This is a genomic window from Synechococcus sp. RC10A2 (genome assembly GCF_047502605.1).
Genome location: NZ_JANSHP010000042.1, coordinates 268,531 through 281,716 on the forward strand (window position 1 = coordinate 268,531; position 13,186 = coordinate 281,716).

14 protein-coding genes are annotated in these 13,186 nt (G+C 62.3%); 5 read left to right on the top strand and 9 right to left on the bottom strand.

Annotated features, from left to right (window positions below; all coding sequences use genetic code 11):
• The first annotated feature begins 2 nt into the window (after positions 1 to 2).
• Complete coding sequence (locus tag NW848_RS05520) at positions 3 to 176, top strand: hypothetical protein (RefSeq protein ID WP_414510696.1); 174 nt, start codon at positions 3 to 5, stop codon at positions 174 to 176.
• On the opposite strand, the gene NW848_RS05525 is transcribed toward NW848_RS05520, so the two are convergent.
• The 8 genes from NW848_RS05525 to NW848_RS05560 all read right to left on the bottom strand — a co-directional run bounded on the left by NW848_RS05525 (position 138) and on the right by NW848_RS05560 (position 8,465).
• Entirely contained in the window at positions 138 to 1,313 is a 1,176-nt protein-coding gene (locus NW848_RS05525) for a DUF4350 domain-containing protein (RefSeq protein ID WP_414510697.1), read from the bottom strand. The two genes, NW848_RS05520 and NW848_RS05525, sit on opposite strands and share 39 nt — an antisense overlap.
• Positions 1,297 to 2,331, bottom strand: a complete 1,035-nt coding sequence (locus NW848_RS05530) for a DUF4129 domain-containing protein (protein WP_414510698.1) — start codon at positions 2,329 to 2,331, stop codon at positions 1,297 to 1,299. Before NW848_RS05530 ends, NW848_RS05525 begins: the two co-directional genes overlap by 17 nt.
• On the bottom strand, positions 2,297 to 3,334 hold the full coding sequence (locus NW848_RS05535; RefSeq protein WP_414510699.1) for a hypothetical protein: 1,038 nt from the start codon (positions 3,332 to 3,334) through the stop codon (positions 2,297 to 2,299). The genes NW848_RS05530 and NW848_RS05535 overlap by 35 nt, the downstream gene beginning before the upstream one ends.
• A complete protein-coding gene (locus NW848_RS05540) occupies positions 3,335 to 4,135 on the bottom strand; it encodes a DUF4058 family protein (RefSeq protein ID WP_414510700.1) in 801 nt (266 codons plus the stop codon).
• Between the two features lie 18 nt (positions 4,136 to 4,153).
• A complete protein-coding gene (locus NW848_RS05545; RefSeq protein ID WP_414510701.1) occupies positions 4,154 to 4,819 on the bottom strand; it encodes a lysophospholipid acyltransferase family protein in 666 nt (221 codons plus the stop codon).
• Between the two features lie 23 nt (positions 4,820 to 4,842).
• Positions 4,843 to 5,484, bottom strand: a complete 642-nt coding sequence (locus NW848_RS05550) for a bifunctional nuclease family protein (RefSeq protein ID WP_414510702.1) — start codon at positions 5,482 to 5,484, stop codon at positions 4,843 to 4,845.
• 12 nt (positions 5,485 to 5,496) lie between these two features.
• Positions 5,497 to 6,780: a transcription termination factor Rho gene (gene rho, locus NW848_RS05555; RefSeq protein ID WP_414510843.1), complete on the bottom strand. Its 1,284-nt coding sequence runs from the start codon at positions 6,778 to 6,780 to the stop codon at positions 5,497 to 5,499.
• A 239-nt stretch (positions 6,781 to 7,019) separates the two neighbouring features.
• Complete coding sequence (locus NW848_RS05560) at positions 7,020 to 8,465, bottom strand: PQQ-binding-like beta-propeller repeat protein (protein ID WP_414510703.1); 1,446 nt, start codon at positions 8,463 to 8,465, stop codon at positions 7,020 to 7,022.
• 100 nt (positions 8,466 to 8,565) lie between these two features.
• Here NW848_RS05560 and NW848_RS05565 point away from each other — a divergent pair, with 100 nt between their 5' ends.
• From NW848_RS05565 to NW848_RS05580, 4 genes are read left to right on the top strand one after another with little or no spacing between them, the layout of a single operon-like run.
• Complete coding sequence (locus NW848_RS05565; RefSeq protein ID WP_414510704.1) at positions 8,566 to 9,807, top strand: Gfo/Idh/MocA family protein; 1,242 nt, start codon at positions 8,566 to 8,568, stop codon at positions 9,805 to 9,807.
• 19 nt (positions 9,808 to 9,826) lie between these two features.
• Positions 9,827 to 10,831, top strand: coding sequence for a YbbR-like domain-containing protein (locus NW848_RS05570; protein ID WP_414510705.1), 1,005 nt, complete (start codon positions 9,827 to 9,829; stop codon positions 10,829 to 10,831).
• The gene (gene ilvC / locus NW848_RS05575) at positions 10,831 to 11,829 is read left to right on the top strand and encodes a ketol-acid reductoisomerase (protein ID WP_414510706.1); all 999 of its coding nucleotides are present in this window, start codon (positions 10,831 to 10,833) and stop codon (positions 11,827 to 11,829) included. Before NW848_RS05570 ends, ilvC begins: the two co-directional genes overlap by 1 nt.
• Positions 11,830 to 11,848: 19 nt before the next feature.
• On the top strand, positions 11,849 to 12,745 hold the full coding sequence (locus tag NW848_RS05580) for a hypothetical protein (protein WP_414510707.1): 897 nt from the start codon (positions 11,849 to 11,851) through the stop codon (positions 12,743 to 12,745).
• Here the strand turns inward: NW848_RS05580 and NW848_RS05585 are convergent.
• Positions 12,738 to 13,166 carry an RrF2 family transcriptional regulator gene (locus NW848_RS05585; protein ID WP_414510708.1) on the bottom strand — a complete coding sequence of 143 codons (429 nt, stop codon included), beginning with the start codon at positions 13,164 to 13,166 and terminating at the stop codon, positions 12,738 to 12,740. The genes NW848_RS05580 and NW848_RS05585 overlap by 8 nt on opposite strands.
• Positions 13,167 to 13,186: the final 20 nt, after the last annotated feature.

The following is a 13,186-nucleotide window of genomic DNA, read 5'->3' on the forward strand; positions in this document are numbered from 1 at the left end:
GTGTGGAGGACTACTTGACTGTGGGGAATGCGCTTGGGTACAACCAGAACTGGCGGTATCGGCATACAGGCGGTGAGTTGTTGATGATGGGGGCGACGGGCGAGCCGAGCGGGTACTATCCGATGGGCAGCAACGGGTTAGTGATCAGCCGCCTCAATCCGCCGCAGGAGGTGTAGCGCCTCGTCGGGGGTGAGTTGCGGGTTCTGAAGGGCGCGGTGCGCCTCCACGAGCGCGTCGCGCAGCGGCGAGTCGGGTGGCAGGGCTTGGATGAGCTGGAGCAGCGTCGCGCCTGCGGGCATGCCCAGCCGACGGCAGAGCCGACGGCGCACATCGTCCAGAATCGTCTCGAAGGCGGGCTGAACGGCTTGCGTGCGCTCGTAGACGCCTGCGAGCGCGTCGACATACTCGCCCAGCGCAGGCGCGCGAGGTGGAGCAGGGCGGGGCAGACCGAAACGCTTGCCCAACGAGTAGAGAGCAACAACTGTGATGAGCATCAGATGTGCAAATGCAATCCGCATGCCCATCGGCGCAACGCCCCAAAAGCCGCGCGGCGGTGGCGCTTCACGCTCCAAGTCGCCTTGACCCGCGTCGTCGAAGTAGACCACGCCGCCCTTGGGCAGAAGCTTGCGCACGACCGCCAACGCAAACGCGCCGTTGTCCGCCTCACGCAGGCGTTCGTTGGTCAGCCACTGCCAGTCGGTACACTCAAACACGATGCCTTTTTCGTAGTACCACAGCGCTGCCTCCACCGCGCCGCCCGTGTGGAGCAGGGGAACCCAGCGCTCTTCGCGGGGCGAAAGGCTCGCACGCTGGTCTGCCAGTCGCACGCGCTGGATGCCGTCCAGCCACGGCGCGGGCAGAATGGGCTGGGCGTTGATTTGGCGGTCGGTAGGGAACTGCGCAATCGGCAGGCGGTTGCGGGCGTCGCCGCGCAGCGAATCGGGCAGGCGCGTGTCCTCGCTGAACAGCAGTAGCCGCCCGCCCTTACGCAGCCAAGCGTCCAGAGCGTCGGCGTCCTCCGCGCTCCAATCGCCGCCGCCATCCAGTCGGAAGGGTGGGGGAAAAATGACCAGCATCTCGGCGTCTTTGGGCAGGCGGCGGTGGGTGCGCTTGAGCGAGCGCACCGTGTAGCCGTTGCGCTCCAGCAGGCGGGCAAACCCCTTGACGCCGTAGCGGTGCTGGCTGTAGCTCAACGGCTTAGGCGCAAAGCGCGGGTCGCGCGCCGCTTGCGCCAAGTGCAGCGAGTAAAGCAGCAACGCCGCCACGACGCCTACCAACAGCACCAACCCCAGCCGCTCACGCAGGAACTGCACGCGCCTCCAACCTCCCGTAGAGCGACTCGAACGCCGCTTCGAACTGGCGGTAGGTCGCCTCGTCGGGCGTCATCCCGCCGTACCAGATGGAATCGAACAGCAGTGTAATGGGACGCAGCTGCTGGTACGCTTCCTCGCGCAGAGCAGGGTCGGGCAGGGGAGTAGGGGAGGGGAGCAGGGCAGCGAGCGGCGGCTGACGCAGCCGCTGCAGATGCTCCCAGTTCGTGAGCGCAGGGTCGTAGTCCAGCAGTTTCGCCTCGTGGAGCAGGCGCAGGATGCCCAGATAGTAGGCGCGCGCGGCAAGTTGCCAGTTGCCCTCGTCGGCGAGCCGCCGCGCCAGCTCGCGCCACTCCCGTGCACCCAGCGAGCGCGCATCGTCGGGTAGGACATCCAGTGCCTTCAGGGAAACGCGCGCCCGACGACGGAACTGCACGCGCCCCGCGATGTATGAAACCGCCAGCGCAAGCGTCAGCACCAGCAGCACAATCACAAACCACTGCAGGAACTGCCCCAGCCCGCCACCGCCGAACCCGCCCAGCCCGCCAAACAGCCGATTGAGCCAGCGCACAAACATCTCCACCGCGTTCAGGAACGCCTCCGACAGGCGCTCTATCAGCGACTTGGGCGGAATCTGCATGTCAGGCTCGGCGAAGATGGCGTCCAGTTGTTGCTTGACGCGGTCTGGGGCAGGGGACGGGGTAGGGGAGGGCGCGAGCGACTCGCGATAGGCACGGATGCTGCGCCGTGCGCGGGCGATGTCGGATAGGTCGCCGTCGGTCGCCGCCTCGTCGAGCAACGCCTCAAGCGGTTCGCGCGCCTCTTGGGGCAGGGAAGCCAGTGCGCGTTGTGCCCGTTGGACGAAAACTTTTCGGTCGGCAGGGCGTGCGCGGGACGCCGCCTCAAGGGCGCGCTCCGCCTCAAGCAGCGCGTCCGCAGGCTCGCTCGCCCATACGCACGCACAGAGCAGGGCAGCCCACAATAGGCTACACGCCTGCCTCGCCCCGCTGTAGCGCCTCATAGATGTCCAGCCCCTCGTTGCGGTAGCGTAGGTCAAAGTAGAGCAATATGCTGGTCAGATACATCGCAGGCATCACCAGCATATACGCCACATACGAAAGCAACTCATACAACTGGTTGAGCGTGAGCGACCAGCGTTCGAGGAGTTGCTCGAGGTTCACATAGATACTCATGACGCCTACAACAATTGCCAGCAGTATGCCCACGAGGCTTATCACGGCAATCGAGAAAACTGCGTACACGCCCCAGAAAGCAAGGCAGCTGAGCGTGGCGTGTCTCAAGTTCGGGCGCACCAGCTCCACCGCGCGGCTGAACGCTGTGATGGCATCTGTGCGCTCCTCCAGCACGATGATTTGGGGGAGGATGACGAACCACACCGTCACCATCGCCGCCAGCACCAGCGTCGGAATTGTGATAACCAGCAGTAGTATGGACGTCAGCACAATCGCAAGGGTAGGGCTGCCCCCAGCAAGTGCGGCAACCCCAAAAACAATCGCCAGAACCAGCAAGAAGTAGCCTACCCCCAACACGAAATAGATACCGCCTAGAGCAAGCGCTGCCAACAGCTGGTTCGCAATCAGATGCCAGAAACGGGGCTTGAGCCGCGCCCACAGCGCACGCAGCGTGATAGGCTCTCCAACCGCCAACATGCGGAACGCCAGCGTCGTAAACGCCGCATGCACCATCGGCGCAACCACCAGATACGGGAAAAGCAGGAACAGCCCCAAATAGTCCAACGCAATCGCTGCGAAGAACCCCCCAGTCGTCGAGGCGTCCAAGAAGACCATCGGAATCAGCAACAGAATCGTGACGACGATTGGGATGAGGTAGACCCAGAGCGAGATATTGAACAGTGGACGGAAGTTTTCGCGGTAGTAGCTGACCGCGTCGTCCATCAGCTCGAACGGCGTCGCGGGGCGTGTGAGCGTGCGGAACCGCGATTGCAGAATCGCCGTGCCCAAAGTCGTAACGCGCCAGTCGCCCGATTGTGCGTGCGTCTCCATCTATGTCCTCAATCCCTTCTCGCGTAAGTGCGCGTTCACCCACGCCTGTTTTTCTGGGGGCAGGGCAGCAGGCGGCGGTTGCCTGTAGTCCACAACCTTGTGGTACTGCCCCTCACGATAGGCGTCCTCCAGCGCTGCTTGCAAGTGTACCACAATATCGGGGTCGGGCGCACGCAGGGGCACGAGAACCTTCGGCAGCGGTTCGGCAAGGTCAACGAACCACACATCCGCTTCGCGCCCCGCCCAACCTGCCCGATGCAGGCAAATCAGGTAGTCCCACTCCGAACGCACGCGCTCTAACGCCTCAAGCGGAGGGAACACTGTGTGCGCCCCTTCGTGGAGCAGGTCTATCTCCAGCAGGTGAACCCCGCTATTGAGCAAATCGTGCTGTTTGCGCAGGTAGAGCCGCCGCCCCTCGGACTGGGGCGACTTGTTCGCAGGGCTGAGAATCTCCACAACGGTCACCAAAGTACGCTCAGGCGCACGCAGAGAATAGATTTCTATGTATGGCTCACGCACAGGCTCCGCGTAAATTTTGGTTACCCCCTCCTTAAGGTTCCCCCTGCCAGCAGGGGGAACCGCACAAGCTTGGTTCCCCTCGCGAAGCGGGGGGAACCTTAAGGAGGGGGGCATACTCTCCTGACACTCCCGCTCTTGTATCAGGGCGAGGTATCCTTCAGGTAACCGCTCGGTTATCTGACGGCGCAGCGCGCTGATGAGCGTGTGATGCACATCGCCCCACAGCGCTGGGTCTTCCAAGTAGGGATCCATCCCCGGAAAGGGACACAGACTCGCTGCCACAGCGGAATTGTACCCCGTTCATTCAGCGCATGCACGCGCCCTGCGCTGTCCCGACAAGCGCGCGACCTGCTCCTCCAGAAACGCGAGCTGCTCCTCCGCGCTGGGTAGGCTCAGAATCTGCTCGGCGGGGATGACTTGCCCAAAGCGCACGCGCACCACGCCAAACGCGGGTCGGGGAACCAGTTTCCCGTAGGGCAAGATTCGGTCCGTGCCGACGATACCGACGGGCAGCACTGGCGCGCGCGTCTGGCGCAGAATCAGCAGCACACCTGGCAGAAACGGCTGCAGGTCGCGCGACTCGGACAACTCGCCTTCGGGGAAAATCGCCAACGCCTCGCCGCTTTGCACGGTTTCGATGGCGAGTTTCAGCCCAGTACGGTCAGCGGCGCGTTGCTTGATAGGGACTGTTTTCGCCAAGCGTGCAATCGCGCCGACAAGGGGGATGCGAGGGATGTCCGCGCGTCCCATAAAGCACAGGTGGCGCGGCGCGGCGTACCACAGCACGGGCGGGTCCGCCAGCGAGAGATGGTTCGCGACCACAATCAGCCCGCCGCGACGCGGCACATTCTGACGCCCCTCAATGCGCAACCACGCAAAAAGCGGGAACCGAAAAGTTATTCCGAAGAGGATTTTGAACAGCGCATAGGCGAGGTCGAAAACGATTCGGTTCCAGAGGGTGCGCATAGAGTCTGATAAGTGGCATTATGTTAACTATAGTCGTCGTATTGACCTTCCATCTCCAACACCGACTCTACCATGTAGATTGGGGCGCGGAAGCGCAGCGCGAGCGCAATCGCGTCGCTGGGGCGCGAGTCGATTTCTATCTCTTCGTCGCCGTGCAGCAGGTAGATTTTGGCGTAGAAAGTGCCTTGCCAGAGGTCGTCGATGACCACGCGGTCGATGCTCACGCCCAGCCGTGTGAGGATGTTGCGGGTCAGGTCGTGCGTCATGGGGCGCGGCGGCGCCTCGTCGTTGAGCGCGGAGACGATGGCGTGCGCCTCAAACGGACCGATGACGATAGGCACGGTGCGCCCATAGTTGTCGCGCACCTGCACTAAGAGCGCGCGCGGCTGCCCATGCTCAATGCGTTCATAGACGCCCGTCACGCGCACTTCCAGCTCACGCCCGCGATCGAAGCGGGGAACGCGCTCCTCTGGTTCAGTGGACGGCTCCGCCCCAAGCAGTCGTTGCAGCTGCGCCTCTATCTCCTCGAGGTCCTCCTCTTCTTCCTCCGCCTCCGAGAAGGGGTCGTAGAGCGGCTCATCATCCTCTTCGAGGTCATCGAAGAGGTTTTCAAGCTCGTCGTCGGGGTCTTCGTCGAATGGTCGTTTGCGTTCGTCGTCGCGCATGGTCTCGCCTCCTTATCCAGCGCGGGTGCGGGCGACCACTTCCATCAGGAACTCGCGATTCGATTTCGTGCGTTGAAGTAGTCGGATAAGTTGCTCGGCTGCCTCCACGAGGTCTTCCTGATTCGCCAGCAGTCGCCGCAGTTGCCAGATTGCCATCAGCTCCTCTTTGGAATACAGTAGTTCCTCGTGGCGTGTTCCCGACCGCTTGACATCGATGGCTGGGAAGATGCGTCGCTCGGCGAGGTCGCGCGAGAGCACCAGCTCCATGTTCCCTGTGCCCTTGAACTCTTCGAAAATCACCTCGTCCATGCGCGAGCCCGTATCGATGAGGCAGGTCGCGATGACGGTGAGGCTACCGCCCTCTTCGATGTTGCGCGCCGCGCCGAAGAATCGTTTCGGGCGATAGAGCGCGGCAGGATCTAAGCCGCCAGAAAGGGTGCGCCCACTGGGGCTGGTGGTCAGGTTCGATGCCCGCCCGAATCGGGTGAGGCTGTCCAGCAGAATCACCACATCTTTCCCCTGCTCCACCAGTCGCTTTGCGCGTTCCAGCACCAAATCCGCCACGCGCATATGGTTCTCAGGCGGCTCATCGAAGGTGGAGCTAATCACCTGCCCCTTGACCGAGCGACGCATGTCGGTGACCTCTTCGGGGCGCTCGTCGACCAGCAGCACCAGCAGAATGACTTCTGGGTGATTGGCGGTGATGCTGTTCGCGATGTTTTTCAGCAGCGTGGTCTTCCCTGCTTTGGGCGGCGCGACAATCAGCGCGCGCTGCCCCTTCCCGATGGGCGCAATCAGGTCGATGATGCGTCCCGAGATGTTTTCGGGCACTGTTTCCATCACCAGTCGCTGGTTCGGATATAGAGGAGTGAGCTGCTCGAAATCTTTACGGCGGCGCGCTTCGTCGGCGGGCACACCGTTAATGGCTTCCACGCGCAGCAGCCCGTAATACTTTTCGCCCTCTTTTGGCGGGCGCGCTACCCCAAACACGAGGTCGCCCGTGCGCAATCCGAACCGCTTGATTTGCGATTGCGAGACATAGACATCCTCGCTCACGCTCTGCAGGTTCGGGTGGCGGCGCAGGAAGCCCCACCCGTCGGGCAGGATTTCCAGCACGCCCCATGCGTATTCGCTGCCCGGCTCGCTGGCAGTCGCGCGGAGAATGTAGTAAATCAGCTCCGCCTTGTCTTCCATCTCATCGCTGATGCCGATGCGCTTCGCGCGGCGTTTGAGGTCGCTCAGCGGTTGCAACCAGAGTTGCTTGAAGTCGGCGGTCTCTTTCGGCTTGGGGCGCATCTCCACTTCGAGGGCATCGCCCGCGCCGTTGGTCAGCGTCTCGATAGGTTCCTCGGCGGATGTGGCGGTCTGTGTTCGTTTTCTCATCGTTGCCTGTCCCGTCCAAATGTAGTATGTACCCGTTTCCTGCTCCTATGGGCAGTTCTGGGAAGTCCTCTACGGCAGTACGCCGAAATTATACCCCATTTTGCGGAAGCATGCAAGGGCGCATCAGGACGCGCCCCTGCATACTGCGAAGGTTACTGGGCTCCGCCCGATCGCGGCGCAGTGTTTACGCCTCCTGCTCCAGGCGTGGATTGCGTAGATAGCACGGACCGGTCTACAATCGCGTACAGGAACCGATTAGACGCCGCCACGAACATAAAGGTTGTGGGATTGCCCCTGAAGTCGAACTCGCCAATTACAGGCGCAACGCGGATGGGCGCGCCTAAATAGAGTTGCCACTTGACCCAATTGTTCGGGTTGATGGCGTACAGAAAGCCCCGTTCGTCGCCGATGTAGAGCACGCCATTTCGATCTATCGTAGGCGTGCAGCGGCTGATGTTCGGCAGCACGCGCACCCACTTCCCTGCCCCATCCGAGGCGCGAATCGCGTGAATTGCGCTCTGCGTCGGCGAGTGGCGCACGACGATGTAGACCGTGTCTTCGTTGCCGTTGCCAGGGTCGGGACCGATGGAGGGTCCGCCCATAATCGCGCCGCCTGCTTGATACTCCCACTGCCGAGAGCCGTCCGCCAGCGACACGCCGTACACGCGCCCACTGTTGGAACCGCACACAATCGCCATCGTCTCGTCAGAGGTCACGGCAATCGGGCGGTCTACCGAGTCGGAAGCGACTTCGTCGCCGCTCAAATCTTGGATCGAGGTGAACCAGGCATAGTCAATCGTGCCAGCAAACGGATCCACCGCAATAGCGGCAACTAACCCGTTATGGAACCCCAACAGCAGAAGCAAGCCATCTTGTGTGCCAGAGACTGAGCTGAGCGCGGCAGAGGGGATTTGGTCAAAGATGAACCCGCCGTAATCTGGAATCACCCGCAGAATATTCCCATTGCTGTCCACAACGACAATCCAAGCCAAGTATAGGAAGACGATATTCCCGAAGTTGTCAGCAAAGACGGGATAGATGTAAAACCCGTCCGTCGTTGCGCCAAAGCCCGTCCGATAGGCGGGAAAGCCCCGAAGCGTCCATGAGATAGCACGAACGCCTCGCACGGGGCTGGGGCTGAAAAGCAGGCACTCATATTGCCCACCCGAAAGCATCAGTGCGAGCCACGGTATAGTAAGGACTAAGTTGCCGCGATTGTCTACGACGATTACCGCAGCGTTCATAAAAATCGGCGTCGAGGGCACTCCCCAAAACGGACCAAACGACCCTGTAATCTGCCCTGACGCCGCGTCGTAGAAGGTGTAGCTGGTGTACCGTAGCCCTGTGGCAGGATGCTGAGGAACCCATATCTCCGGTTCGAAGATGGCAAGCTCTTCTAAGGCTCCGTTCCGTCGGAACCAAAGCACGACAGGGTTGTTCGGACCGGCGAAGTCGCTTGCAAAATGACTGCGGCGCAAGTCGCGCCCCCAAGTCGGCCATGCCGTGTCGAACAGCGGCTCAGTGATTGGGGGCAAGGGCTGCGCAAACGCACCCGTCAGTCCGATGACTACAGCAATCCCAATAATCCAGCGTCTCATCGTCACAGTTTGCCTCCTTGTGGTTAATTTTGGCGTTCCCCTACCCTTCCCTGCTAACCCGTAAGCAGGAATCCAGAGGAAAATACCGAAATCCGCTCCCATGAGCCGTTTACGGATAGGTTTTGTCGGCAGCGGTTTCGTCGCGCGGTTCCACGCGCAGGCGTTTGCCAGCGTCCGCAACGCCGCCATCACAGCAATTATGACGACCAACCCTGCGAAAGGTTCCGATTTAGCGGCGTTCTGTCGGTCGCTGGGTGTGGGCGACCCGAAGGTCTACACGGATGTACGCGCCCTAACGCGCGACCCTGAAGTAGACGCCGTCTGGTTCCTCGCGCCGAACTATGTGCGGGTAGAGTTGATCGAGGCGATTGCAGACGAGGTTAGGTCGGGACGCGCGGCGCTCAAGGGGCTGGCTGTGGAAAAGCCGCTGGCGCGCAACCTCAAAGAGGCACGCCAGATTCTAAACGCGGTCTCGGAGGCGGGCATCCCGCACGGCTACCTCGAGAATCAGCTCTTCGCCCCTGCCCTTGTACGCGGCAAGGAGCTGCTCTGGCGTCGGGGCGCGGCGGTCGCAGGCGAGCCGTACTTGGCGCGCTGCGCGGAGGAACACAGCGGTCCGCACCGCGCGTGGTTCTGGCGCGGCGACCTACAGGGCGGCGGCGTGCTGAACGATATGATGTGCCACAGCGTCGCCGCAGGCTGGTATGCGCTCACCCCGCCTGACCAGCCACTCACTGCCCTACTCCCCTGCTCCGTCTCGGCGCAAATCGCCTGCCTCAAGTGGGCGCGCCCCGAATATGCCCGACGCCTGCGCGAGACCTACGCCCACGAGATGGAGGTGGACTACACCCAGGCGCCCGCCGAAGACTACGCAACCGCACGCATCGAGTTCCGTATGCCGTCGGGCAACAAGGCGATGGTCGAAGCCAGCACCTCGTGGTGTTTCGTCGGACCTGGGCTGCGGCTGACCTTCGAGGTGCTGGGACCCGAATACATGCTCGCGATTAACACCTTGCGCGGCGAGGGCGAAATCTTCTTCAGCCGCGCCGTGCATGGCGAAGCAGGCGAAGACCTTGTGGAGAAACAGAACGCCGAGCAAGGACTAATGCCCTACCTCGCGGACGAGGCACACGCCTACGGCTACATCGCCGAGAACCGCTACTTCACCGAGTGCTTCCTCGCGGGCGAGACGCCGTTTTGCACGCTGGAGTATGGCGCGCGAATCACCGAGCTGCTGATGGCGGCGTATCTGAGCGCGGAACGCGGCGCAACCGTTGCCCTGCCCTGCCCCGAACTGGAGACCTTCATCCCTGCGGTAGCGCGGGGCGAATGGCGCGGCTGACGGGGTACACTTCCCCGTGATGCGGTGGCGCGAGAACCTTCTGGAAAAAATCGGCGCGTTAGTGACGGCAGTGCTGCTCGCGCTCTACGTGCAGTCGCAGCTGCACCCCATCATCGAGCGCGCCTACGAAGTGCCGATTGAACTCATCAACGCGCCGCAAAACTACGAGGTGCGCCTGGAGAACAGTCTCCGCGCACGAGTGGTCGTGCGCGGCGTCAAAGAATGGGTGGAACAGACGCGCGCCGAGCAAATCCGCGCCTCCGTCGACCTTAGTCGCGCCAAGCCTGGAGAGAACCGCCTCGCCATTCGACTCGACTACCCTGCCGAGTGGCGCGAGCAGCTGACTCTCACCCCTGAGCGACCGATGGTGCGCGTGACGCTCGAGCCGCGCCTGAGTCGACAGTTCCCCGTGCGCGTGAATCTCACGGGTATCCCTGAGCTGCAGGAGGTGCTGGCGGAAGCCGTCCCTGAGCCGAACAGTGTGCGCATCACGGGCGCGGCATCCCAAGTACGGCGCGTGCGCACCGTGCAAATCACTTTCGATATGACAGGCTTGCAGGGCGACCTCGAACTGGAGATTGCGCCCACACCGCTGGACGAGCGCGGTGAGCCTGTGATGGGCGTGCAGATTACCCCCGCTGAGGTACGGTTGAGAGTGCGCTTGATTCCGCAACCGACCTCCAAAACCGTGCCTATCAGCCCCCGTCTCGAGGACCTCCCCCCCTTCCCCTACCGCGTCATCTGGTTCTCGGTGGAACCTGTGTCGGTGCAGTTGCGCGGCAGTCCTGCGCGCTTGGCGCAAATCAATGTTATTGAGACCGCGCCCATTTCGCTGCGCAACAAGACCAGTGACGCTGAGCTGCGCGTGCCGCTGAAGCCGCCGCCTGGAGTGGAGATACGGGGCGTGCGCGAAGTGATGGTGCGTGTGCGCATCCAGCGCGAGGCACAGCCAGAGCCGCCGCGCCCGAAACCGCCTGCCGAACCTGAACTGCAGTCGCCGCCCCCGCCCAAGGAGGATAACTGATGGCGCAGGTCTACACAGATGCAGACGCCCCCTTGACTCCTTTGCAAAGCCGCACGGTTGCGATACTCGGCTACGGCTCTCAGGGACATGCGCACGCGCTCAACCTGCGTGACAGCGGCGTTCGGGTGATTGTGGGCGCACGGCGGGGTCTCTCGTGGGAACGGGCGCAGGCGGATGGGTTCGCCGTCCACCCCATCCCTGACGCAGTGCAACATGCCGATGTGCTGATGCTGTTGGTCAACGACGAGCAGCAGCCGCGCCTGTATGCCGAACAAATCGCCCCCCACCTACGCGCGGGGCACGCGCTCGGCTTTGCACACGGCTTCACCATCCACTTCGGGCAGATTACGCCTCCCGACGACATCGATGTGTTTATGGTCTCGCCGAAGGCGGTCGGTCCGCAGCTACGCCGTCTGTATGTACAGGGACACGGCGCGCCCTGCCTCATCGCCGTCCATCAGGACTACACGGGCGAGGCGAAAGCGATTGCGCTTGCCTACGCGCGCGCCTTGGGCGGCACACGCGCGGGCGTCTACGAGACCACTTTCCGCGAGGAGTGCGAATGCGACCTGTTCGGCGAGCAGGCGGTGCTGTGTGGGGGCGTACCTGCCCTGATACGCGCCGCGTTCGAAACGCTGGTAGAAGCGGGCTACGCGCCCGAAGTCGCCTACTTCGAGTGCCTGCACGAGCTGAAGCTCATTACCGACCTGATGTACGAAAGCGGCATCCGCGGGATGGAGTTCGCCATCTCCGATACCGCGCATTACGGGGCGATGACACGCGGTCCGCGAATTGTAGATGCTCACACACGAGAAATCCTGCGCCAGATTCTGCACGAAATCCAGACAGGCGCGTTCGCGCGCGAGTGGATACTGGAGAACCTCGCGGGACGCCCCATGTTCCGCGCACTGGAACAAGCCAACGCCCAACACCCTATCGAACGGGTCGGCGAGGCGATACGCGCACGAATGGCGTTCCAGCCCAAGCGCGACGAATAACGGGTACAATTCCCCGCGCATGTCACGCACCTCGGAGCTGATTCAGCAAATCGTCGGGCTGCTGCAGGAGGACGAGAGCCTGCAGTTGGAGTTCGCGCGCGCGTTCCTAACCAACCGTGTGCTACAGCGATTGTTCCAAGCCGATCCCGAACTGCGGGAGACCTTGCGCCGTTTTATTCTGACAGACGCGCTCCTCCAGCTACCAGAAAAGATAGAGCCTCTTCTGCAACTGCCCGAAAAGATAGAACCCTTGCTCCAACTGCCTGAGCGGGTCGCGGCATTAGAAGCGGCGGTCAGCGAACTACGCACTGTTGTCAATCGGATTGAGCCTGTTGTCAATCGCATCGAACCCATCGTCAACCGTATTGAGCCTGTTGTCAATCGCATCGAACCCATCGTCAACCGTATTGAGCCGATTGTTGCCAGGATGGAGCCTGCAGTGATTGAGCTGCAGAAGTGGCAACGGGGCGAAGTCGCGCGGCGCAAGGGCGACGACTACGAGCAAAGTGTGATACAGCGCGCGGGGCGCATCTTCGGCTTGGGTCAGGGCGGCTCGCCGCGCGACGACGCCGCCGTGCGCCAGCAGATACTCCTGTGGCTGGACGCGGCAGGACTGCTGGACGAAGAGGAAGACCCCGCGAGCGACCCACTGGAAGCAGACCTGATTTGGTGGAAGGGCGAGCGCGTCGCGCTGGCGGAAATCTCGGTTAAGGTTGACCGCCACGATGTGCGACGCGCCAAGCAACGCGCCGAGACGCTGCGCCGTGCGGGGCTGACAGTCACTCCCGTGGTAATAGGCGCGCAGTGGGCGCACCGTCAGACGCCCAAAATCGCCCAACGCGAGGGCGTCGAGTCGGTCGTCAAGGACGTCTACTCGCAGGGGGTTATCGACTTCCGCCGCTACCGCCCTACTTGAACGGCGGCTTGCGGGCAATTTGCGCCAGCGTCAACGCGCGCATCGATTGTTCCGCATAGTCGCGCAAGCCAATCCAAAAGAAGTGCGCCGCGCACGGATTCTCCGCAGAGCAGACTCGATTCCGATCGAGCAGACAATACGGCTTCTCAATTAGCCCCTCCACCGCCGCCACGATGTCGTAGAAGCTAATCTCCTCCGGAGAGCGGCAGAGAGCAAAACCGCGCTTCGCCCCGCGATAGGAGCGCACAATCCCCGCCTTCGCCAAGTCGTCGAAGATATTGTATAGGAAGTGCTGGGAGATGCCCGTCTCCTCCGCCAGCTCCTTGACCGTAACAATCGCGCCATCGCCGCGCTGCGCCAACAGCGCCAACGCCTTTACCGCGTAATCCGTCCGCGCTCCCAAATCCAATAACTTCGTCATAGCAATTCATCTCCTCGCGC